The 22198-nt window shown below is 42.5% G+C and carries 22 protein-coding genes; 6 read left to right on the forward strand and 16 right to left on the reverse strand.

Translation table 11 applies throughout. From position 1 onward, the window contains the following. Complete coding sequence (gene asrA, locus BUC22_RS09495; RefSeq protein ID WP_013380535.1) at positions 1–1047, reverse strand: anaerobic sulfite reductase subunit AsrA; 1047 nt, start codon at positions 1045–1047, stop codon at positions 1–3. Positions 1048–1089: 42 nt separating this feature from the next. Continuing rightward, on the reverse strand, positions 1090–2124 hold the full coding sequence (locus BUC22_RS09500; protein WP_073382807.1) for a YeiH family protein: 1035 nt from the start codon (positions 2122–2124) through the stop codon (positions 1090–1092). 139 nt (positions 2125–2263) lie between these two features. On the opposite strand from BUC22_RS09500, the gene BUC22_RS09505 reads away from it, so the two are divergent. Both BUC22_RS09505 and BUC22_RS09510 read left to right on the forward strand, forming a co-directional pair. Then, positions 2264–3175, forward strand: a complete 912-nt coding sequence (locus tag BUC22_RS09505) for a LysR family transcriptional regulator (RefSeq protein ID WP_013380538.1) — start codon at positions 2264–2266, stop codon at positions 3173–3175. A 79-nt stretch (positions 3176–3254) separates the two neighbouring features. After that, on the forward strand, positions 3255–3455 hold the full coding sequence (locus BUC22_RS09510) for a hypothetical protein (RefSeq protein WP_013380539.1): 201 nt from the start codon (positions 3255–3257) through the stop codon (positions 3453–3455). A gap of 44 nt (positions 3456–3499) precedes the next feature. Here the strand turns inward: BUC22_RS09510 and BUC22_RS09515 are convergent, their stop codons facing one another. The 6 genes from BUC22_RS09515 to BUC22_RS09540 form a co-directional block, all read right to left on the reverse strand. Next, the gene (locus BUC22_RS09515) at positions 3500–4765 is read right to left on the reverse strand and encodes a sensor histidine kinase (RefSeq protein WP_073382810.1); all 1266 of its coding nucleotides are present in this window, start codon (positions 4763–4765) and stop codon (positions 3500–3502) included. 58 nt (positions 4766–4823) lie between these two features. Beyond that, complete coding sequence (locus BUC22_RS09520; protein ID WP_013380541.1) at positions 4824–6149, reverse strand: HAD hydrolase family protein; 1326 nt, start codon at positions 6147–6149, stop codon at positions 4824–4826. 113 nt (positions 6150–6262) lie between these two features. Continuing rightward, positions 6263–6889 (reverse strand): NADPH-dependent FMN reductase family protein, encoded by a 627-nt coding sequence (locus BUC22_RS09525; protein WP_013380542.1) that lies wholly within the window; start codon positions 6887–6889, stop codon positions 6263–6265. Next, positions 6889–7401 carry a flavodoxin family protein gene (locus BUC22_RS09530; protein ID WP_013380543.1) on the reverse strand — a complete coding sequence of 171 codons (513 nt, stop codon included), beginning with the start codon at positions 7399–7401 and terminating at the stop codon, positions 6889–6891. Before BUC22_RS09530 ends, BUC22_RS09525 begins: the two co-directional genes overlap by 1 nt. 76 nt (positions 7402–7477) lie before the next feature. Next, a complete protein-coding gene (locus BUC22_RS09535) occupies positions 7478–8011 on the reverse strand; it encodes a flavodoxin domain-containing protein (RefSeq protein ID WP_013380544.1) in 534 nt (177 codons plus the stop codon). Next, entirely contained in the window at positions 8008–8487 is a 480-nt protein-coding gene (locus BUC22_RS09540; protein WP_013380545.1) for a MarR family winged helix-turn-helix transcriptional regulator, read from the reverse strand. The genes BUC22_RS09535 and BUC22_RS09540 overlap by 4 nt, the downstream gene beginning before the upstream one ends. A 170-nt stretch (positions 8488–8657) precedes the next feature. On the opposite strand from BUC22_RS09540, the gene BUC22_RS09545 reads away from it, so the two are divergent. After that, on the forward strand, positions 8658–10001 hold the full coding sequence (locus tag BUC22_RS09545) for a hypothetical protein (RefSeq protein ID WP_013380546.1): 1344 nt from the start codon (positions 8658–8660) through the stop codon (positions 9999–10001). 40 nt (positions 10002–10041) lie between these two features. Here the strand turns inward: BUC22_RS09545 and BUC22_RS09550 are convergent, their stop codons facing one another. The 7 genes from BUC22_RS09550 to BUC22_RS09580 form a co-directional block, all read right to left on the reverse strand. Next, complete coding sequence (locus BUC22_RS09550) at positions 10042–11403, reverse strand: citrate/2-methylcitrate synthase (protein WP_013380547.1); 1362 nt, start codon at positions 11401–11403, stop codon at positions 10042–10044. A 263-nt stretch (positions 11404–11666) separates the two neighbouring features. Next, positions 11667–11939: a DUF1905 domain-containing protein gene (locus tag BUC22_RS09555; protein ID WP_013380549.1), complete on the reverse strand. Its 273-nt coding sequence runs from the start codon at positions 11937–11939 to the stop codon at positions 11667–11669. Between the two features lie 67 nt (positions 11940–12006). After that, positions 12007–12687 carry a M48 family metallopeptidase gene (locus tag BUC22_RS09560; RefSeq protein ID WP_013380550.1) on the reverse strand — a complete coding sequence of 227 codons (681 nt, stop codon included), beginning with the start codon at positions 12685–12687 and terminating at the stop codon, positions 12007–12009. After that, positions 12674–13354 carry a Crp/Fnr family transcriptional regulator gene (locus BUC22_RS09565; protein WP_013380551.1) on the reverse strand — a complete coding sequence of 227 codons (681 nt, stop codon included), beginning with the start codon at positions 13352–13354 and terminating at the stop codon, positions 12674–12676. Before BUC22_RS09565 ends, BUC22_RS09560 begins: the two co-directional genes overlap by 14 nt. An 18-nt stretch (positions 13355–13372) precedes the next feature. Beyond that, complete coding sequence (locus BUC22_RS09570) at positions 13373–16462, reverse strand: DEAD/DEAH box helicase (RefSeq protein WP_013380552.1); 3090 nt, start codon at positions 16460–16462, stop codon at positions 13373–13375. 13 nt (positions 16463–16475) lie between these two features. Next, entirely contained in the window at positions 16476–17096 is a 621-nt protein-coding gene (locus BUC22_RS09575) for a response regulator (RefSeq protein ID WP_013380553.1), read from the reverse strand. Then, positions 17077–18159, reverse strand: a complete 1083-nt coding sequence (locus BUC22_RS09580) for a sensor histidine kinase (RefSeq protein WP_013380554.1) — start codon at positions 18157–18159, stop codon at positions 17077–17079. Before BUC22_RS09580 ends, BUC22_RS09575 begins: the two co-directional genes overlap by 20 nt. Before the next feature lie 168 nt (positions 18160–18327). On the opposite strand from BUC22_RS09580, the gene BUC22_RS09585 reads away from it, so the two are divergent. The 3 genes from BUC22_RS09585 to BUC22_RS09595 are packed head-to-tail and all read left to right on the forward strand — an operon-like array spanning position 18328 to position 21572. Continuing rightward, positions 18328–19260, forward strand: a complete 933-nt coding sequence (locus BUC22_RS09585) for an ABC transporter ATP-binding protein (RefSeq protein ID WP_013380555.1) — start codon at positions 18328–18330, stop codon at positions 19258–19260. A gap of 10 nt (positions 19261–19270) precedes the next feature. Further along, complete coding sequence (locus BUC22_RS09590) at positions 19271–20416, forward strand: ABC transporter permease (protein ID WP_013380556.1); 1146 nt, start codon at positions 19271–19273, stop codon at positions 20414–20416. Continuing rightward, entirely contained in the window at positions 20403–21572 is a 1170-nt protein-coding gene (locus tag BUC22_RS09595) for an ABC transporter permease (RefSeq protein ID WP_013380557.1), read from the forward strand. Before BUC22_RS09590 ends, BUC22_RS09595 begins: the two co-directional genes overlap by 14 nt. Before the next feature lie 42 nt (positions 21573–21614). On the opposite strand, the gene BUC22_RS09600 is transcribed toward BUC22_RS09595, so the two are convergent. Beyond that, complete coding sequence (locus tag BUC22_RS09600) at positions 21615–22142, reverse strand: FmdE family protein (protein WP_013380558.1); 528 nt, start codon at positions 22140–22142, stop codon at positions 21615–21617. Positions 22143–22198 lie beyond the last annotated feature (56 nt).

Here is a 22198-nt window from a genome sequence, read left to right on the forward strand (position 1 = left end):
TTAACGTACCTCCTGTGCTTTTGTTTCAGCTTGTATTTCATCAATGGCCCGGGCCATCTTACTGACTGTGGCCGTGATCGAAATAAATTCAGGACAGCGGCTGATACAGCGCCCACAGCCTACACACATATGGTAGTCTTTGAACCGTGCCTTATAATCATGAAATTTATGAAGTACCTTATAGCGCATTCTGTCGCCAGCGGTTGGTCTGAAAGACATACCACCAGCCATATCGGTAAATCCGCTGATCTGACACGACGCAGAAGTACGCTTTCTTTCCCCGACATTTGTGTTTTCATTGTAAATGACATCAGTTGTTGTAAAACAGGTACAGGTGCTGCATGCAAGCGTGCAGGCACCACAGGAGACACAGCGCTTATCAAATTCTTTCCACATGGGATGAACCTTCAGTTTATCCAAAACCTCCCGGTCATTAATTTCTGGAATCTCCAGTGTCAGATCGTTTTTTTCAATAAATTCAGGTTTAAAATCGCAGGACGCAGAGCCCTCAAAATAAGGAATCAGCTCAGAATCCTTGATTTCAAGGCTTAACATATCCTGCCCCGCGCGAACAGCCGCAGCGTAATCATCTGTTTTGTTAGTCCCCATACTTACACAGAAACAGGTATCCCATCCTTCTTTGCATTCCATCAAAACAATTTTTACTCTTTCATTCATGCGCTTGTAATAGCTGTCCTCAAATCCGCCATTTTGCAGATAAATTTTCTCCTGATGGTACTTTGCATGAACATCGCAGGGCCGCATGAAAATCAATAGCTTTTTCGTGGTTCCTCTGCTTTCCATAAACGCGTCCTCTGTAAAATAAAATAGCGATTCGGAGATAGGTGTCAATACCTCCTTGGCAGGAAAATCGGATTTTTCATTAAATTCAATTTCCTCAACACAGCTTACCTTATCGTAACGGATAATATCTGTATCAGAATATCGTCCTTTTCCGATAAAGCGTTTAGGCGCCCAGATTTCATACTCTTTTTGCAGTGCATCAAAAATACTGTTTGCCTCAGAAAAACTTAATGCATAACTCACTTTGAAAACCTCCTTGATTCAAAGAAACTTAACCTTAATTTATTACCATATTCCAAGAAAATGCTGCATTATTAAACTAACAAAAGTAATGCCTATCCAACAGCAAAGCCCCAGAAAAATTGGTTTTGCACCTGTTTTCACCAACTTAATGATATTGGTGTTCAAGCCAATGGCTGCCATGGCAAAAACAATAAAAAACTTACTCAGCTCTTTAAGCGGCGTAAAGAATTCTATGGGAACATGGAAGAAGGAGGTCATTACGGTTGTAATGACCGAGGCCAGAATGAAGAACAGAATAAAAAACGGAAAGACTTGTTTAAAGCTTACCTTACCGCCCTCGGCTTCCTCCTCCTTCCGTGTTCTCCAGAAAGCCAGTACCAGTGTAATGGGAATAATGGCCAGAGTTCTTGTCAGCTTGACCGTAACGGCTTTATCCAGCGTCGCAGCGCCCAAATGATACATACTGTCCCATGTCGCTGCTGCGGCCGTGACAGACGAAGTGTCATTAATGGCTGTACCGGCGAACACACCAAAGGCTCCGCCATCAGTAGTTGAAAAGCCAAGCATGGTGCCAAATGCCGGAAACAAAACCGCTGCCAGTACATTAAACAGAAAAATAAACGAGATGGCCTGCGCCACTTCCTCATCACTGGCCTCAATAACCGGGGCAGTCGCAGCAATGGCTGACCCGCCGCAGATTGAGGAACCAACCCCTACCAGCGTCGAGATATTCCCCGGAATCTTCAATACTTTGTGGAGAACAAAAGCAAGAATCAAAGACGTCGAGATCGTCGCAATGATAATCGGAAGGGACTGCCGTCCAGTTTCAAGAACAACTGAGAGATTTAAACCAAAGCCAAGCAGGATAACCGCGTACTGCAAAATCTTTTTTGAGACAAAAGTGATCCCCTCCTGCAGGGGCTCTTTATTCTTTAGTAAGAGCGTGATCACCATTCCTGCCAGAATAGCAATAACAGGTCCGCCGATAACAGGAACCGCCTGCCCCGCAAACCATGCTGGTATTGCGATAACAAGGCAGAGCAGAATGCCTTTCCAGCTTTTTGTGATAAAATTCATGTGTCTTTTCCTCTTTCGTAAATATGTTTTATGCTATGATAAAAGGATATCACCTTTTATCAATAATGAAAAATTATTTATCTTTATGTCATCATAAAAATATGTTATAGTTAAACAAAAATATAAGAAAGAGGACAAAATGCTAGACTTTAGAATCAATACCTTTTTAACGGTTTGTCAATACATGAATTATACCCGCGCTGCAGAGGCACTTAGCATAACGCAGCCTGCTGTTTCACAGCATATTCATTTCATCGAGGAGGATTATGGCATTCGTCTTTTTGAATTTCATGGAAAAAAAATGGAACTGACACCTGAGGGTGTCCTACTGCTTCACACCGCTTCCGCCATGAAGCATGATGATCTGATTTTGAGAGAACATCTGAAAAACAGCCGTCTGCATATCCGTTCATTAAATTTTGGAGCAACCCTTACCATTGGTGAATTTGTGGTAAGCGGTATTCTATCAAGGTGTCTGGCGCAATATCCCAACGCCAAAATCCGTGTTTCAGTTGATAATACCCAGTCACTGCTCAAGCAGCTGGACAACAACGACCTTGACTTTGCTCTCATCGAAGGCTATTTTCCCAAAGAAAATTATGATTATGCGGTCTACTCGACTGAACGTTTTATTGCCGTCCAAAGCGCTGAAGCTGAGGCACTGCCAGCCCCATGCCCCATTGAAGCCTTATTTTCAAAACCGCTGCTGGTGCGGGAATCTGGTTCTGGCAGCCGCAATATCCTTGAACAGTACCTGAAACTAAATAATTATGCTCTTACAGATTTTTCAAAAATTATTGAGGTTAACAGCATCAATGCCTTAAAGGCAATGGCTGAAAAAAATTGCGGTATTACTTTTCTATATGAAGTTGCTGCCGGTCGAGAATTGGCAGGGGGCACACTGAAGGAAATTCCTATCCAAAGATTCGATATCACCCATGATTTTGCGTTCATCTGGAAAAAGGGCAGCATTTTCTCTAAAAATTACCGCGCATTGTCTGCTTTTATGTCTGGAAAAAACGAACGGGTCGTTTTGGATCCAGGGCTTTAAGCCTGTTGTTTTCTCTGTTTAAAGGGTAAATATAGAGATGTAAGCTTACCTAACCCTATAGAATAAATGGAGGATTTCTATGAAAATTATTATTCAATGCAGTGTCTGCGGAAACAAAGTAGAAATTGATGAAAAGCCAAACAGTGTGGTAGATTTCAAAAAAATACTTGATGAACACAAATTTTCCATTGATGAGGTAGCCATCGAAAATAATGCCCTTAAGTCTGTGACCATCCAGTGTAAAAACTGCAATAAAGATCATATCGAATTAACCTTTTAACAAAAATACGGCAGTAAGCTGAAAAAGAGCTTACTGCCGTATTTTTATTTATTCTTAGGAATTGTAACAACTGCTTTAGTTCCCCCTCCTGGATGACTTTCAATCTTCAGCGTTCCAGCACACTGGGCTGCAAGACGAAAACGCACATTTTCAATGCCGACATGCTGCCGTTCATCCGGAAAAAAAGCTGCAGTATCAAATCCCATCCCATCGTCTGATACTCTAATAATATAGTTTTCGGCCGTTTCCATTGTTTCAAGACAAATGGTGCCGCCACCTTCTTTTTTGCAGATTCCGTGTTTAACCGCATTTTCAATTATTGGCTGTATCGTCAGAGAGGGCAGCATAAAATCTGTCGCACCAATTGAATAAATGATCTGTATATTTTCTTCAAACCGCATTTTTTCTAACGAAAGATAGGTTTTAATATGCCGCAGTTCTCTATCAAAATGCACCATGCCCTTCTGGGTAAGGGAGTCCAGGTTCCCTCGCAGGTAATTTGCAAAGGCAATAGTCGCTTCGCCAGCCTTATCAGGTGACTTCTTACACATTTGGGCGATGGCAGTAAGTGAGTTATACAGAAAGTGAGGCTGTATCTGGCTCAACATCATCGCAATACGATTTTGGGTAAGCTCCAGTTCCTTTTCACGAAGCCTCTTGCTCTGCTCCACCTGAATATTGACATAAATAATTAAAAGAGAAACCGTGGCTGCTGGATAAACCAGTGCAAGTCCGTTTATAAAAATCTGGACAGCCATGGCTCCTGCTGGTAAAATGCCATAGGATAAAAGCGCAAAGGTATCTTTTACGCCAAGCTTTCCACTGTGTTTGAGGATAATTCCCATGTCCAGCAAAATAATGATAATAGGGTATGCCTGACTGATCCAATGCAGCGGGCTCCGCATAAAATAACCTTTTTCGCTAAAATAAAAAAACATATTATTAAACATTGAAATGATTACCAGAAGAACAGCCACAGCACAAAAGGCAGTGATTACTGGAACAATCTTATCCGATACAGCACTTCCCTTTCCGCGTATGTAGGTAACCATATATGCAGTAAACAGCGCTACGAGAAGATAGCCCAAATTAAACACAAAAAAATTTGCTGCTTTCATCGCACCTACAAGCTGTGGATGACCGCCGCCAATCCAAATAAAAATATCACAGCCCAGAATAAAAGCATTGATTGCCAGCATCCATAAAAAAAGGCGGTTAAGCTTTGTATGTTCCTTGCTGGCGATAATACAGATTATCAGTAAAATTGAAATAACAATACTGAAGCTTTCAAGCGGAATATTTGTCGCCATCAACAGTCTTCTTCGTTCCATTTAATATTCCTTTCTATATTATACTTCCAAAATAGAATTAAAGATCTTTTTTATGATAAAAAGTTTTTTCCATCATTTTCACGACTGCGTCGCTGTCGTTATTGCTGATGGTCTGGGTCGCAGCCTCTTTTAACGCGCGCGCCGCATTTTCTACCGCATAGGCGCGGTTGGCAAGTTTAAAAATCGGTACGTTCAGACTCGAGCTGCCAAAGGCTACAATTTGATCCACAGACAGATCTCTTTTCATTTTAAGGATCGCGTTCTCCCTTGTAGCCTCAGCACTGTAAATATCCATAACCGTGTAACCCTCTGCGTCATGACTGGGCGTACATATAATTTCGATACGATTTCCAATATCCAAGGCTTCAATCTCTTTCCGAATTCGATTGTTTACAGATTCCTCATTGACTGATGTAATGTTAACCGCCTGCTGCTCCTCTGGCAAGCCGCCAAAAACATAATTTTTATGGCTTGTACGGCGCAACCGGTGGTAAAAACGTTCTTCAGCTGTATTTTTAAAATCGCTGTAATAAATGTGCATGGTCTCGTTAATGATAGCGTGCACAAAACAGTTACGGCCCTCCTCCTCAAAGACGCCCTCGATCGCATCGCTCACCTCGCGATCCATGGGCAGTGAAAAAGAGTAAGAGCGATCCTGAACATCATAGAGCACAGCGCCGTTCATTGCGATCACTGGCAAATTCAGGTTTAGGTTTTCAAGAATTGGCACAAGTGTGGCCGGTGTACGGTCTGTAACAAGTGTAAACCACTCTCCGTCATCGATCATACGGTTAATGTGAAATTCTGCGTAAGAGCTTATTTTTCCATCAGAATGCAGCAGGGTATTGTCAAGCTCTGAAACAAAAAGGACACTCCGATTGCGGTGTACCGGCAGATGAAAGGCATTAACCACCAAGGCAACCAGGATACCGATCAGTGTGTCAATCATGCGATAAGAAGCAATGATATAAGGCGCGGTACCCGGTGTTGCGGCAATGGTTGTCCCAAGAAAAACGATGCAGGTAAAGGCAGAAGCTGACGAATGATTGATAACCAGCGTCACATAGATCAGCGGAATCATACACAGTGAAACAATGATAAACTGTACCATGGGCCACGGTACATAGTTTCGCATAAACATAAGCACAAGCATACCCGCAAGACCGCCGATCAATGTCCCCACGATTCGGTTAATGGCGATCTCTTTTGTATTTGACAAATAGGGCTGCATGCAAAGTACTGCGGTAATGGTAGAATATATCGGCACACTCTCAGGCCTTATAAAGGTAATGAGCAGACAGATAAAAACCGCTACCGCTGTTTTTACCATTCGCATTCCTACCTTTGGAAATTTATATTTCATTTTTGGTCTCCCTTAACAATGATGAGAACAGCATACGGCATTTTGAAGATCCTGTCAAGTCTGCTGTAAAACTAAAAAAGTACCGGCAGACAAACCCGGTACTTTTATGCATTTTACTTTTTATAAAGCTCTTTTTTCTTCAATCCATTTTTTTTGGCTTCAGTGATCCAGTGATGGTTTGCAGCAGCCATATATATTTTTCTCGGAATCTTTGGGGTGATCAGCAGATCCTTTTCCAGAGCCTGTCCGTTTTTAATGACATCCGAAAGCTGAACCAGTCCTTCATAGACCGGCCGTTTGGCAGAAAATTTCCATGAGACATTCGCCATACCATGGAGAAAGGGGCCTCCTCCAATACCCAGGCCGCCACCCCAGGTCAGATTTGCCCTGTGGCAAAAATGCGATAAAATCTCAAGCGCATAACGGTTCTGATGTCCTTCAAGAAATCCAGCATTCACGATCCCGTATACACAGATATCTGCCGGAGAATTCTTAAGCCTTTCCTCAAAGTGCATTAAAAAACGCAAAAAGCTTGCTGGCAGGCTGTCCACATACAACGGAAGCGCAAAGACCAGTGCGTCACTGCTGCAGAGATCATTGAAAAAATCATCATCCCACAGAGACATGGACAAAATTTCCGGATCAGTCTCTGTTTTGACAAGCGGCATCAGCTCATTCAGAATGTAATTCGAAAAGCTTCCTCGCTTTTTAGGACTGGCATTAATCAGCGTTATTTTCATTACAAAGCCTCCAGTACATTTTTTACTTCCTCAGGACTCTTTACCATAATAACACGATATCCCTGTGTATTAAGGTTTAAAGCATTGGCAGCCACCAGATTCTTAAAGGTTTCGGTTTCTTCCTCTGTAATGTCTTCCCCATAACCGATCACTGTCATTTTAAGGCGATTGGGATAGCGGTCAGCATGGTGCATCTCACTTTTGCGAACCGTAAAAAAGGGTAGTAGATATCCAATATTCCGATCCATTACATTCTTGACAAAAGCGCTGTACCCTCCGTATTGCACTTTTGAAATAACGATCAGCTCGTCACATTCAGCATATAGTTTCCCAAGATCACCGTATCCATCCTTAATAACACAGATGCCTGGTGTCTTTACCCAGCAGCCAAAACAGCCAATGCAATGTTTGATCCGATCACTTTCGTTTGTGATTACGTGAATATTCTCAAGAGACGGCGGACAGATCGTACTGAAGGCTTCCGCTGGCAAATCCTGTATAATGACTTTCATAGTGTTTCCTCTCATAAGTTGGATTATGGAAGCATTATAACATATTTATAATGATACTGTCCCTTAAATTCTGTTTTTAATCTGATAGCTGCTTAACATATTCAAGAACAGGGATGAGTAATCTTTTATCTTTAAAATCAGTTCTTTTCCCGTAGCTGGCAAAAAACTCTTCATTTTCCTGAATAGACTCAGGTTTTGATTTTAGCATTTTCATCATCATCGCCATCATGGCACGGTGTGGCAGTGAAAGCTCTTTATAATCGATAGCTCCCCGTAAATGAAAAAACTTAAAGTTTTCCCTCTCATCCTCTGTAAAACTATTTTTTAATATTTCACTATAATCGGTTTTCTGCGGATCGGCCAGCCCAACTGTAAAAATAACAACCTTTTTATTCTGAAATGCTCCGCATTTCTTCTTAAACTCTTTGAGCCCTTTAATACCGCTGGCGTAAAGACCGCCACCATAAATTAAAATATTACTTTCGCTTAACAATTCCGGCTTCGTCTTTTTTATGGAAAGCGCCTGTACGTCAAGCTCCTGCGCCAGCCATTCTGCATATGTCTCTGCGCTTCCATATTTAGACGCATAAACCACTGCTATTTTACTCATTTTATCATCTGTTCCTTTCTAATATCCTCTGCCATCTCCATTAATTTGACCAGAGCGCGATCAAATATTTCAAGCTCTTCACTGGACAAAGCGCTTAGAAATTTATCGACAAAGGCGTTGTTCTCACCGCCCATTTCTGCTTCATAGGCTTCAATTTTTGTTTTGTCTGGTATGACCCGCAAGGTCCTCTTATCTTTTTTATCTTTCACAAGCTCAAGGTAACCTTTTTCCTGAAGCTTTAAGGCAATGGCCTTGGCATTCTGATGTGAGGTATCCATCTCAGCGGCCAGTGCGGACAAAGTCGGCGGCTCTCTAAAAAAAGTAATGAGATGAATAAGCAGATACCACTGCTTTGTTGTCAGTTCTCCCAGGAAATCCTGACTGTTCCCCATGACCTCCAGCCTTGTTACCAACGAAAAAAGACTTCCAAAAACTCGAAAACGAGGATCCATCGTTTCTAACTCTCTGCGATACATTTTTTCTCCTTATTTTATGTAATGTATTATCTAATATACGTAGTGTATTACCTTTTTGTGACTGTGTCAAGCTTTGTATGAAAAAATTAAAATTAAACTGTTTTAAGATTAAGCTTTTTTCATCTTTCAAGTGCTATGATGGGAAAAATAATTTATAACTGGAGAATGCTATGAACCGATATGCTTTACTGACACCTGTCTCTAAAAAAAATGGTGGAAATTTCCTGATCGTTCTCGCTTTTTTAACCACGCTTCTTCCAATTTTCTCTATCTCGATTTATGATCAGCCTTCTGCAGACGATTATGTCTATGGGCTGCTGACACGGCAAACCTGGGAGAGCACCGGCTCTGTTTTTCAGACTCTGCTCACTGCCTGGAATCAAATGGTGCACTCTTATATGACTTGGGATGGCAATTTCTTCGCAACCTTTCTGGGCGCGCTTCAGCCATCTGTTTTCGGATTGTACCACTGGGTCCCGGTCATTATGGTATTATCTGTTATCTTCGGTACTTTTTTCTTTTTAAAAGTCTTGCTGGAAAATTATCTAAACGCAGATCGAAATACAACGATCTTCATCGGCTGTGCACTCTTAATATTAGAGCTTCAATTTCTGCCTTCTGCTGTTCAGGGATTATACTGGTTTGACGGCGCTATTTCCTATACCTTTGTTTACGCTATGTCATTGATCCTTTTTGCGCTGCTGCTTATCTACTATCAAAAAAGACCTGTGCGACACAAATATCTTGCCCTTGCCAGCGCATGTATCCTCGGTTTTCTTATTTCCGGAGGTAACTTTATATCCTCACTGGTGAACCTTATACTTCTGGCCGCAATGGCCACCATACTATGGTACCGTAAAAACACACACTGTTTTGGCACTGTTTTGGTTACGGCAGGTATTTTTATCCTCTCTGTCCTTCTGGTCAAACTGGCGTACAAAAGTCATTTTTCTTTCCGGTATCCCTTTGCAGTATTAATTCTCGCATTCTGTGTCTTTGCAGCCGGATTTACACCGCCTATTTATGCACTGGGAGCAGGCAGCCTAATCTGGGAAACGCGGATTATGAATATTTTGTATTTTAACTTTTTATGGCTCTGGTGCTTTATGCTTTTCTATATTTCAGGATGGATATTCCACCGAAGACCAAAAAATAAAAAAGCTCAAAACGGGATAAATCGCGCCCGATTAAAAAAATTAGCGCTGCGACCAGTGTACTATAGCAGTGCTGCTATAATACTTTTCGTTTTGACTCTTCCCATGGCTAAAACACCGGTAACAAGTCTCAGTGCTCTGCAGTCACTCGTTGACGGCTCTGCATCACAGTATGCCTTAGAAGCCAATGAACGAAAGGAAATCTACCAAAATCAGTCCATTAATCATGCCGATGTACTTGCCTATACAGTAAAACCTTATGTTCTGTATTACGATGATATCAAGACAGATAAAAATGATTGGCGAAATATCAGTGTCGCCAGGTATTACAACAAAGATTCTGTTGCGATCCGCAATTAAAAAAAGCATCAGGTTACAATCCTGATGCTTTTTTGCATTCTCAACGTTCATTAATTGGAATATACTCTCTGCGCTCATGCACATTTCTATAAGCTGGGCGGATAATTTTTCCGGCATTGAGAAGTTCTTCAATTCGGTGAGCGCTCCATCCCGAAATACGCGCGATTGCAAAAATCGGTGTATAGAGTTCAGTCGGCAGCTCAAGCATATGATAAACAAAACCGCTGTAAAAGTCAACGTTAGCGCTGACCCCTTTGTACATTTTTCTTTCGTCAGAAATAATAAGCGGCGCGAGACGCTCTACATTGGAATACAGCGCAAACTCATCCATACGCCCCTTTTCCTCTGCAAGGTTGCGTACAAATTTTTTAAAGACTTCGGCTCTCGGGTCAGATTTAGAATAAATCGCATGGCCCATACCATAGATCAGCCCGGCTTTATCAAAGGCTTCCTTATGCAGGAGCTTTCTCAGGTAAATGCTGATTTCCTCTTCATCGTTCCAGTCATTGACATTTTTCTTCATGTCCTCAAACATTTCACAGACCTTAATGTTGGCTCCACCATGCTTTGGACCTTTAAGTGATCCCAAAGCTGCAGCGATGGCAGAATAAGTATCAGTACCTGAGGATGTAACGACATGACAGGTAAAGGTTGAGTTGTTCCCACCACCATGCTCTGCGTGAAGTACCAGGGCAATATCAAGAATTCTGGCTTCAAGCTCAGTATACTTGCTGTCTGGCCTTAAAAGATACAGAATATTTTCAGCTGTCGAGAGCTCTGGCTGTGGTGAATGAATGTAAAGGCTCTGGCCCAGTTCATAATGGCAGTAAGCCTGATAACCATATACTGCGAGCAATGGAAATAATGCGATCAGCTCCAGACTTTGACGCAATACATTGGGGATTGACGTATCACTGGCACGGTCATCATAGGAGTAAAGTGTGAGAACGCTTCTAGCCAAAGTATTCATCATATCACGGCTGGGTGCTTTCATGATGATATCGCGGACAAAGCTTGTTGGCAGTGTTCGGTAATGCGACAATACCTTCACAAAAATATCCAGATCCTGTTTATTAGGCAGCTCGCCAAATAAAAGCAGATAGGTCGCTTCTTCAAAGCCAAAACGTTTTTCCTTTACAAAACCTTTTACAAGATCCTGAACATTGATTCCCCTGTAGTAAAGCTGTCCGTCGCAGTTGATTCTCTGGTCTCCATCCATAATAAAGGACATAATCTCAGAAATTTCTGTTAATCCCGTGAGAACACCGTTTCCGTTCAAGTCACGTAAACCCCTGTTTACCTTGTATTTATCGAACAATTCCGGATCAATATGATTGTTTTTCTCTAATTTTTCAATATAGTCGAGCACTTCGGGTTTTTCTTCTGAAAATACATTTGTCATTTTTTCACTCTCCCTCGTCTATTTATCAGATTATAATATATCTATTATAACCTCAAAACCTTAAAATAAGATAAAAAATAAAACAACAGATGAATCTTTATCTGTTGTTTTTGCATATTTCTTAAATTTTTATGAATTTTTGAAATCTTTAAACCTAAATTTGAAAGACTATTTTTTAAATCCTTCAAACGCAAAAGTTTATTTTGGCACTTTAAATCGTTAAAACTTTTCTCGTTTTAAAGCAAAATATTTTATTTTCTGTCCTATTCGTTCTCTCGTTCCTCGAGCGTTACATGGACGGTATCGCCAGGCTGTTTCCCGATTTTTTCACGGATATCCTTTCGAATACCAAGGATATGACAAGGTGTTTTCATGCGTACCAGACTTCCATCATAAGTTTCGCCATCAAAAGTAGCGTGCACTTTCACCCTCCCACGGCCAAAAGTTTCTTTAACATCGAATGGTATTTCAATATAAGCACCATTGATATCGGGTACTTTCTTAATCTCTGCCTCAAACTCGTACAATTCTTTCACTATTACCCTCTTTAAAATAATTTTCTGTTGATATACCCGGGAGCAAATTCCTTAAACACAATAATGATCAGACCTCCCAGTTTTGTGTACGCAACAGAATCCCTAATTCTTTGAGGACACTTTGCTGCATTTTATAATCTGGCATAAACGCAGCGACAATGTTCCAAAAAGCTGCCGAATGATTATGCTCAAAGGTATGGGCGAGCTCGTGGATCACCACATAGTCGATGGCCCTTTCGGGAGCCATTATAAGCTTCCATGAAAAATTCAGACTGTTTGTTCCAGAGCATGAGCCCCATCGCGTACGGGCGCTATTAATTTTTACATTGGTTGGTCTCGCGTGCATCTGCTCAGCAAAATAATGGACCTTCTCATTTAAAACCCTTTTGGCCTCGGAGCGATATAATTTCACAACCGCCTCTTTAATCTTTTCCTCTGCGAATCCCTCGGGTACGTAAAAGCACTCCTTATCAAAGAGAGGTTTTTCGATTTCACAGCATACCAGTGGCAGTTTGGCTCCCATATAAAGCAGTAAACAGCCATCTTTTAATATAAATGCCTGCCGTTTTTCATGCCTTTTTCGGGCTTCGGTACTGGCTTTTTCAATCCACTCTGCTTTTTCCTGCACAAAACGGTCCAGAAATTTTGGGGGCGTCCTTAATGGCGCACGGACCTCCACTTGTCCATCGGGCAAAATATGAATCGCGATTGTTTTACGACGGCTTCTTCGTACTCTATAAGACGTCATTCTCGATATCCTTCAGATAAAAAAGACTGCGTTTAAACTGAAGGATTCCTTCATCTCTCAGCCTGCCAAGCTCTCTCGACATCGCGCTTCGGTCAACGCACAGATAATCTGCCAGCTGTACCCGGTTCATAGGGATTGTGAAAGGGTTAGTCCCGGCTCGGCGCTGCTGGTCATTTAAATATTCTAAAAGCTTTTCACGCGTAGTTCTCAAACTCAGATAATCCAGTTTTCGATTCAGATTCAGATTTTTTCTGGCAATAATCTTAAGCAGGTTGTTGATAATCTGCTTATGAAAACTGCATTCATTGCTACAGACATCAATGATTTTATTGACCTGAATAAAAAGAACCACACAGCTTTCAAGGGCCACGACGGTTACAGGGCTTTCTTTTATACCCGCACAGACAAAGGATTCTGCGAAAAGCTCACCCCCTTCTATCTCGCCGATAATATTGCGGTTCCCCATGGCATCCTCTTTGATAAGCTGGGCACGCCCCTTAGCCAAAATTCCCACACCAATGACTTCATCTCCGCTGTTCAGGATACGCTCATTTTTATCATACTGCTTTAAAACAGCACCCAGACACTTGAGCACAGCTGAAAGATTATCTCTCTGAATGGATTTAAAAAGCGCACTTTTTTCCAGGTTTTCCATGTATTCTTTCATATGAACTTCCTTTCTAAGCTATTCGAAAAGTCCAATAATCTCGTCTTTAGACATGCTGGCAATGGCTCCTTCACCCTCGCGGATAATCGAATCTGCCAGCTCAGCTTTAGCCTGCTGCATCTTTTGTATTTTTTCTTCAATACTGTCTTTTGCGATAAGGTTATAGACCTGGACACTATTTGTCTGGCCTATACGGTGAGCGCGGTCAGTCGCCTGATTTTGTGCGCTGAGATTCCACCACGGGTCATAATGAATAACCACATCAGCGCCAGTCAGGTTGAGGCCTGTCCCCCCAGCTTTAAGGGAGATTAAAAATACTGGCGTATCATCTTCGTTAAAGGCATTAACCTGACGCAGTCTCTCCTGAGCTTTTGTCCGTCCTGTGATCTTGTAAAAATCAATTTCCCGTTTAATAAGCTCCTTTTCAATGATCTCCAGCATCGAGGTAAACTGTGAAAACAAAAGCACCTTATGTCCAGAAGCTAAAGAGGTATCTAGTATTTCCAGACAGAGCTCAAGCTTGGCACTTACATCAGTGTAATCTTCATAGACAAGTGACGGATCACAGCAGATCTGGCGAAGCCGAGTCAGCATTGCCAAAATGATAAGCTTCCGGCGTTCAAAATCGCCTCCGTCCAGCTCGTATGCCAGGTCCTCTCTGCTTTTTAAAAGATTGGCCAGATAGAGCTTTTTCTGTTCACCATCCATAAATGCGTACATGGTCGTCTCAGTCTTTTCAGGGAGCTCTTTGAGAACATCGCTTTTTAAACGGCGTAAAATAAAGGGCGATACAAGCTTGTTAAGCCGTTCCAGTATCTTTTTATCCTGTTCGCGGACAATGGGTATTTCAAACTTTTCACGGAACTTCCGATAGGTATAAAGATATCCCGGCATTAAAAAATCATAGATGGACCAGAGCTCTGCTAGGCTGTTTTCTACCGGCGTACCCGTCAAAGCAAAACGAACCGCACTGTTAATCACCTTAACGGATTTAGCATTTTGCGTATTATGATTTTTAATGTACTGGGCCTCATCGATGATTTCATAATGAAAATGCAAATCTTCATAATACAAAATATCTCTTTTGAGCAGATCGTATGAGGTAATGAGCACATCTGCCTCGGCCGCTCCGGCGATTTTATCCAGGCGCTCCGCAGCAGTTCCCATGACGGCAATTGCTTTAAGTTCAGGCGCAAAACGTGCAATTTCACTTTCCCAGTTTAATACCAGCGAGGATGGGCAAATAACCAGAGACGTCGTCTGAACTTCGCTTTCTTTCTGAGACAGCAGCAGAGAAATTACTTCCAGCGTTTTTCCAAGCCCCATATCGTCCGCTAAGATACCTCCAAATCCATAGGCAGCAATGGTTTTAAGCCATCTGAAACCTGTTTTCTGGTAATTTCGCAAAATGGGCTTCAGCGTGGTGGGTACTTCAAAGTCAGAATCAGAAACATCCTTGATATCTCTGACAATCTGCTTAAAAACAGTATCCCGATTATATTTAATCCCCTCGCTCTGTTTGAACAGAGCATCCAGGTACAGTGCTCGGAACTTCGGAACCGACACGGTCCCTCTCTCAATTTCCTTTGCGCTCAAGCTTAATACATCTGCTAACTCTGAAAACTCGCCTAAAGCATTATCCTGAATATTAATAAAACTGCCATCCCTTAGCCGGTGGTACTTTTTAGCCCGGCGATACGAGTTCAGCACCTCGGTCAGCTCATGTATGTCCAACCCGTCCAGATCAAATTTCAGATCAAGCAGATCGCCGCTTACCTTTATGCCTACACGAACAGAAGCAGGCGGCTTGATTTTAAAGCCTTTAAACTGATCCGTCGCAAAGATTTCAGCATTTGAAGATATCGCCTCCAGACCCTCACTGAAAAGATCGAAAATTTTATCCTCATCACCGTCAATATATGCAAAATTACCGATGGCATCATAGCTGTCCAAATATCTTTTGATAAGCTGCTCTACCTGATATTCACCGCGCAGATCCTGACTTTTAATCAGGTCCTTGGGTTTAAACGCTTCATGCTCCTCATCACCATAGCTGAAAAATACTTTTCCCATGACAAAGTCCTCCTGTGGCGCGTCAAAATAAACCTTAGCCACCAGAGGTTTAGGCTCATAGGTACTCAAGTCGCAGTCTGAAATAAAAGAGAAATACGGTTCAAAACTGGATAAAACTGTATTATAGAAGCCCTTCATATCCTTTTTCATCACAGTCATTGTCAGCTTATTGCGGATAATGGTCTTCAGGAAATCTCTCGTATTGCGGCTGTAGGAAGGATCACAATAATAAAGCTTTCCCTTTTCAAAGATATAAAGCCGTTCCTGCCCATCTAATACCAATGCCTCGTCATTTAAAAGTTCGATGGTGTAGGACTTTCCCATATCAGAAATCCGAATGCTGATATGGGCGTTAGAATGAACAATCGTGGCGGACATGGCCGAGCCTTCAATATCAACAGGAATCTCTGTATCTTCGTCCCAGATTGCCATATATGCGTCAAGCGTTGGGCCGTTAAGGTACATGTATTTTACATTATCATTAAGGCTCTTTTTATAAACCGCCAAAGCCCGATTGTTGCTCTCATTGTAAAAGCTTTTGAGAAAATGAAGATACTTTCTGCTGCGCTCATCAAAATTCTCTTCAAAATGGTGTAAAATCAAGGCTTTACCATACCGGATTTCCTCTCCATTTTCAAAAGCCGCCATAAAAGCACTCAGGTCTTTTATAACGTAAAGGCGGTCTTCACCAATCTTAAAAGCCAGCTTGGCAGACGAACCGTACCAATAGCTGTCCGTAATCATAAGTGTCGGCTCAAGGCGAACATTCTGGCCGGAGCCGCTTTCCAAAGCGGCATTCTTCGATTTTTCCGCATAGCGGTCCATCAGCCTGAGTACGGCTGAGTCCGTCATCTGCTGAACCCGGGGCTTTTCCTTTTCACTGCCCGACTTCCATCTGAATGTTTCTTTTACTTGTTTTTTGTTTTTTTCATGATTACCTTCCTGAGGATATAACAACTCATCCATATCCTCAGGTGTAATTTCACCGGAAAAGATTTTATTTTCTTCCGTTTTTTTCAATATCTCATCATCCATGGAGAGAACCTCCTTATTTATGGTTGAAATAAAAAATGGCAAGCTGGGTTCTGTCACGCAGCTCCAGTTTATCTAAAATATTGCTGATGTAGTTGCGCACTGTCCCCTCACTCAGAAAAAGGGTTTCTGAAATTTCCCGGTTGCTCAGCCCCTGAGCCACTCCCTCAATAATTTCCAGATCTCGTTCGCTGATGCTGTAGGCGGAAAAATCCACAGCGGCTTCGCCGCCAAGAAGCATCGGGATCTTAGTCACAATTTCATCGCCAAACACACTCTGTCCGCTGTAAACTGCCTTTAACGCTGGCACAATACTCTCAAAGGCCTGTTTGAGCAAATAGCCCTTTGCGCCTATTTTGAGCGCTTTGATAATATATTCATCGTCTAAAAAAGTGGTGAGATATAGAATACGGGCATCCCTGTCCTCTGCAAGAATAAGCTCACCAGCCTCAAGACCGGTCATACCGTCCATCCGTATATCCATGAGCAGGATATCCGGTTTATACTCGTTGTACAAAACGACAGCCTCTCCGCCGCTGTTTCCCAGCGCTACAACCTCAATTTCAGGGTCTGCCTCCAAAATAGTTTTAAGGGATACTGAGACCAGACGGTCATCATCAATGACGATTACTTTCATGGTGTTCCTCCTTTGGAATGGAAATAAAAATGTGAAAACCGCGCTCTCTTCGAATGTTCAGATTGCCGTTCAAGGCCTCTACCCGGTCCGCAATATTCTGCAGGCCAATTCCGCTGTGGCCTGAGGCCGTTGTAGTGCCGTTGTCCTCGATAATGAGCTGGTACAATGCCGGGTGCTCTCTCAGAGAGACTTTTACTCTGCTGGCGTCCGAATGGCGCATAACATTTGAAAGCGCCTCCTTTACGATTGTAATAAAGGCATAACGCTGTTCCTTCGAGGGATTCCCTTCAATTCCGTAATCAAGGGAAACCTCACAAAAATCAAAATCATCGATCAGTGAGCATATCTGTGTCTGGCAGTCAATGGATTCATCATGAAGATTGTGCACTGAATCCCGGATACTGTCCATAGCCTGAGAAAGCGTATCCTTGATTTCAACCAGATTTTCCTGAAGCGGTGCCTCTGGATGAATTGCCATGAGCGCACCCACCTGTAAAATGGAACGGGACAGCAAATGTCCAACATTATCATGTATCTCACGGGCGATGCGGTTTCGTTCATTTAAAGTCGCCAGATTAATCTCATAATCCTGTTTTTCCATCAGGTCTTTGTTCTTACTTTCTAAGAGCATTGCATTTTCACGCGTCGTGTCCCGAAGTGTACGGTAATCACGGTTCAGCCGGTTGACCAGCTCCTCGTTTCTGCGAAGCAGGCCTGAAAGACCAAAAAGAATAACCAGGATCAGTCCGATATTAAAAGGCAAGCTTTTCAGATTAACCACAAGGGCTGTACCAGCCAGAAAAAATAATCCAATGCCACTCTTGCTGAAAGCATCATAATATACAAGCGGATAGTAAAAGAAAAAATCCGTAAAGTAAAAGGAAGCAATGGTAAATACGCCGATAGCTGCAATTTTAAAGTAGTGGTTTGAAAAATAATAGTTCAGTGCTGAAACTGTCACTGCAGCCAAAAAAGCAACAACTGAAAAAATACTAATCCTGCCAAGGGCGACCAGCGCACAGGAACAAACCAACAGCGTAACACGGTTAAACAGGCTGTTCATAAACTTCCCCCTCAATAAAACTCTTAATACTTTACTATACCACTCTTTTAGTTTTTACACAAATTTATTTTCTTAATTACATTTGTCATACATTTTATTGATGTAAGACACTACCGAAAGCTAAGACATCAGCGTAAAATAAAAGCATCACATACAGGAGGCACCATCATGGTCATTAATGTTCAAAATTTAGTTAAGCGCTACGGTGAACTCGTCGCCGTTGATCATTTTAATCTTCAGGTAAGAGAAGGCGAAATTTTTGGTCTGCTCGGGCCAAACGGGTCGGGAAAGTCCACCACCATCAATTGTATTTTATCTTTACTTAAATATGACAAAGGCAGCATTGAGGTTTTTGGAAAACCCATGACTCCAACCTCCTACGCTATCAAGCGGGACATTGGAATTGTCATGCAAAACGTCGCAGTGTTTAATGAGCTGACCGTTTATGAAAACATCAACTACTTTTGCGGTCTCTACATTAAAGATAAAGAAGAGCGCCGCGCGCTGGTTGAGGAGGCGATTCATTTTGTCGGTCTTGAAGATTTCAAACGCTTTCTGCCTAAAAAACTCAGCGGAGGCCTGCTCAGACGTTTAAATATTGCCTGTGGCATTGCGCACAAGCCAAAGCTTATTATTCTAGACGAACCGACAGTTGCTGTCGACCCCCAGAGCCGGAATGCTATTCTGGAGGGTATTCAAAAGCTCAACCGGGAGGGTGCAACCATCGTCTATACCTCACACTATATGGAAGAGGTCGAGCAGATCTGTACCCGCATTGCCATTATGGATAAAGGGAAAACCCTGGCAATGGGCACAAAGGAAGAGCTGAAAGCCATGATTCGATCAGCAGAAACCGTACATGTTGAAATCTTTGACCTTTCTGACGTTCACCTTCGCATCATTGAGGCACAGGACTCTGTTTCAAAGGTCCGCTATCAGAACAACTTTCTGGAAATCCATTATTCCGGTGGGAAAAATAATCTGATGCAGTTGCTTAACTATCTGCAAAATAACGGAATCAGCTTTGGCCGTGTCACTTCTGAGGAACCAACACTCAATGATGTATTCCTCGAAATCACGGGTAAAGAGCTGAGAGATTAGGAGGCCTTGCATGTTTTCCTTTTTATATACCAACCGTATAAAATGCCTTTTGCGGGATAAGGCACTGGTATTCTGGACCCTGCTCTTCCCACTGTTACTGGCTACTCTGTTTCATTTTGCCTTCAGCAACATTTTCTCAAGTCATAATTTTAAGGCAATTCCTGTTGCTGTGATCGATAATGAAGATTATCAAAACAGCGAAAGTTTCAAGGAAACCCTGAAAGCGGTCTCCAGTGAACCGGACTCGATTTTAAAGATCTCACTCACCTCAGATACCAGCAAAGCACTGGAATGGCTCTCTGATGGCACAGTATCCGGCATCATTGCCATGACCGGTGATAAACCTGAGCTCACAGTGAGTGAATCGGGAGTCAATCAGACGATTATCAAAAATGTGCTGGATCAGTACATTCGGGTTTACCACACGGCCGCCGATGTTGCTCAGTCGAATCCACAGGCTTTTGCTCAGGGATTTATGGATGATATCAGTAGTTCTAAAGACTACACAATCGCTGGATCTCTGACAGACAAAAGCCTGAACACACTCCTCATCAGCTATTATGCGCTCCTGGCAATGGCCTGCTTTTACGGCGCATTTCTGGGACTTCAGGATATGGTTGATATTCAGGCCAATTTATCGGACAAGGCTTCTCGTCTGGCTGTCGCACCTACACACAAACTTAAGTTACTGGGCATCAACTTCTGCGCGACATTAACCATTCATTTTATTGAGATTCTTATCCTAATTGCCTACATGGTTTTTATTCTGAATGTTGAGATGGGAAATCATATTCCTGAAATTCTTCTGATCAGCTTGGTCGGGTCGGTCTGCGGCATTACCTTCGGAACAATGATCGGCGTTCTGGTAAAAGGAAGCGAGGGCCTTAAGACGGGTATTCTCGTGGCAATCACCATGCTCATGTCGTTTCTGGCTGGTATGATGTCGCCAGACATCAAGTACAGCATTCGTCTGAGCGCTCCCTGGGCTGAGGCGGTCAACCCTGTCAGTCAGATTACTGACGCTTTTTACAGTCTTTATTACTATGACGGCGGACCAAAGTTTTATACCTGCATCGCTATTCTGTGCATATTTGCACTGATTTTTTCTACCCTTACCTACTTTATTACCCGGAGGCAGCAATATGCAAGTCTTTAAAACCTATTTTAAAATCATTAAAAGCAACCTCATGCAGATGATGATTTATATCGTTATTTTCATCGGCCTGGCTGTTTTATTTTCAATGATGTCACAGACAAATAACAATACGAATTTTATACCCCAAAAACCATCGGTGGCCGTTATCAATCATGATGAAAACAGCGAGCTGCTCCGTGGCTTTACCGATTATCTTGGCCAGAATGCTGACATTGTCCCACTGAAGGATGATCCGTCAACATTCAAGGATGCACTTTTTTTCAGAGAGGTCGTCTATATCGCAACCATTCCTGAAGGGTTTACCAAAGCTTTTATGGCAGGAGAAAAACCCGAAATCATTGAAAACACCGTTCCGGACAGTGATTTTGAATATCAGGCGGGCCAGCTTGTCAACCAGTATTTTAATACGGCACAGCTTTATCTAAAGGGAATTCCAGATATCAGCCAGGCAGAGCTATCAAAAAAGACAGCCGCCAGTATGGATGATCAGACAACTGTCACTCTGGATCAAATTTCCATCGAGGAGGGAATTCCAAGCTATTCCTATTACTTTAATTATCTGGCCTATGCCCTGCTGGCTGTTTTGATTCTCGGTATCTCCTCGATTATGATGGTCTTTAATAATCAAGATATCAAACGCCGGAACAGCTGTGCTCCTATGCGCCTTAAAAATTTTAATGCCCAGCTGGCAATCGCCAGCACGATTTTCGGTATCATTGTCTGGAGCTTTATGCTTCTGGTTGCTTTTGTGCTTTATGACATTACGCCAGAAAACCTGCCTCTAGTTTTACTCTGTAGTGTCAATGCTCTGCTTATGACCTTTACTGCACTCGGTATTGCCTTTCTGACAGGTCAGTTCATAAAAAGCTATAATATTCAAAGCGCCGTTGCTAATGTGGTCTCACTGGGGCTTTGCTTTCTAAGCGGCGTTTTTGTTCCTCAATATCTGTTGGGGGACTCGGTTAAGGCCATCGCCAGTTTTACCCCAACCTACTGGTACATTAAAGCAAATAATGCCATTATCGGACTAAAGAGTTTCAGTAAGGAAGCCCTGTCCCCTGTTTTTGCCGACATGCTGGTTCTGACAGGCTTCATTATCGCTATCTTCGCAGTCGGTTTGATGATCAGCCGATACCGCCAGTTAAGCCGAAATTAACAAGAAGGCGCCGGAATTTTTATTCCGGCGCCTTCTTGTTTTTTACCAGCCTCTGTTATAGGGTTTGAAGCAATCTTCACAGACAATTTTTCCTTCCTGTAAATGCATTTTATGCTCTGGAGCGCCTTCGCCGCAAAGCTCACAAAAGACCGTGGTAAAAATCCGGGCTTTTTCGGGAAGCTCAAATTTTGGTGTTGAATAGTCAAACAGCTCATCGAGGGGGGCGTTTAACAGGTACTCCTGATATTCAGGCTTACTCATTGACCCTTTTTTGCGGGCTTTCAGATAAATGCGCACCTTCTCATCCGTAGCACGGTTAAAAAACGAAAAAGCCTGTTTTCCGGTATTTCGGTATAAAAGGTTCCCCTTTCCAAAAGTACAGCCAAGCAGAGCCTGCACCGCATCCACACTGCAAGAGTCATTTTCCGCAACGCACACAATCTCTTCATCCTCCGATGAACCAATGCGCAGCATTTCTTTTGCCGCGTCGCTGACACGCACGCCAATGGCCAGCCCGGGACACTCGTGTCCGTGGAATTCAACAGCCTTTATCCATAATGAATCCTTCATAACAATCACATCCCTTTTAGTTTTGTAATGATTATACCATATTATTAAAAAAACCG

Source organism: Eubacterium callanderi (assembly GCF_900142645.1).
Taxonomy (GTDB): Bacteria; Bacillota; Clostridia; order Eubacteriales; family Eubacteriaceae; genus Eubacterium; species Eubacterium callanderi.

Bases quoted from the DNA above. Each gene is read 5' to 3' on its own strand.
- BUC22_RS09585 (WP_013380555.1), top strand. From the start codon at position 18,328: ATGGTCATTAATGTTCAAAATTTAGTTAAGCGCTACGGTGAACTCGTC.
- BUC22_RS09595 (WP_013380557.1), top strand. From the start codon at position 20,403: ATGCAAGTCTTTAAAACCTATTTTAAAATCATTAAAAGCAACCTCATG.
- BUC22_RS09575 (WP_013380553.1), bottom strand. From the start codon at position 17,096: ATGAAAGTAATCGTCATTGATGATGACCGTCTGGTCTCAGTATCCCTT.
- BUC22_RS09570 (WP_013380552.1), bottom strand. From the start codon at position 16,462: ATGGATGATGAGATATTGAAAAAAACGGAAGAAAATAAAATCTTTTCC.
- BUC22_RS09520 (WP_013380541.1), bottom strand. From the start codon at position 6,149: ATGAAATATAAATTTCCAAAGGTAGGAATGCGAATGGTAAAAACAGCG.
- BUC22_RS09500 (WP_073382807.1), bottom strand. From the start codon at position 2,124: ATGAATTTTATCACAAAAAGCTGGAAAGGCATTCTGCTCTGCCTTGTT.
- BUC22_RS09540 (WP_013380545.1), bottom strand. From the start codon at position 8,487: ATGTATCGCAGAGAGTTAGAAACGATGGATCCTCGTTTTCGAGTTTTT.
- BUC22_RS09565 (WP_013380551.1), bottom strand. From the start codon at position 13,354: ATGAAAGAATACATGGAAAACCTGGAAAAAAGTGCGCTTTTTAAATCC.
- BUC22_RS09590 (WP_013380556.1), top strand. From the start codon at position 19,271: ATGTTTTCCTTTTTATATACCAACCGTATAAAATGCCTTTTGCGGGAT.
- BUC22_RS09580 (WP_013380554.1), bottom strand. From the start codon at position 18,159: ATGAACAGCCTGTTTAACCGTGTTACGCTGTTGGTTTGTTCCTGTGCG.
- BUC22_RS09600 (WP_013380558.1), bottom strand. From the start codon at position 22,142: ATGAAGGATTCATTATGGATAAAGGCTGTTGAATTCCACGGACACGAG.
- BUC22_RS09510 (WP_013380539.1), top strand. From the start codon at position 3,255: ATGAAAATTATTATTCAATGCAGTGTCTGCGGAAACAAAGTAGAAATT.
- BUC22_RS09515 (WP_073382810.1), bottom strand. From the start codon at position 4,765: ATGGCGACAAATATTCCGCTTGAAAGCTTCAGTATTGTTATTTCAATT.
- BUC22_RS09535 (WP_013380544.1), bottom strand. From the start codon at position 8,011: ATGAGTAAAATAGCAGTGGTTTATGCGTCTAAATATGGAAGCGCAGAG.
- BUC22_RS09560 (WP_013380550.1), bottom strand. From the start codon at position 12,687: ATGACGTCTTATAGAGTACGAAGAAGCCGTCGTAAAACAATCGCGATT.
- BUC22_RS09550 (WP_013380547.1), bottom strand. From the start codon at position 11,403: ATGACAAATGTATTTTCAGAAGAAAAACCCGAAGTGCTCGACTATATT.
- BUC22_RS09530 (WP_013380543.1), bottom strand. From the start codon at position 7,401: ATGAAAGTCATTATACAGGATTTGCCAGCGGAAGCCTTCAGTACGATC.
- BUC22_RS09505 (WP_013380538.1), top strand. From the start codon at position 2,264: ATGCTAGACTTTAGAATCAATACCTTTTTAACGGTTTGTCAATACATG.
- BUC22_RS09525 (WP_013380542.1), bottom strand. From the start codon at position 6,889: ATGAAAATAACGCTGATTAATGCCAGTCCTAAAAAGCGAGGAAGCTTT.
- BUC22_RS09545 (WP_013380546.1), top strand. From the start codon at position 8,658: ATGAACCGATATGCTTTACTGACACCTGTCTCTAAAAAAAATGGTGGA.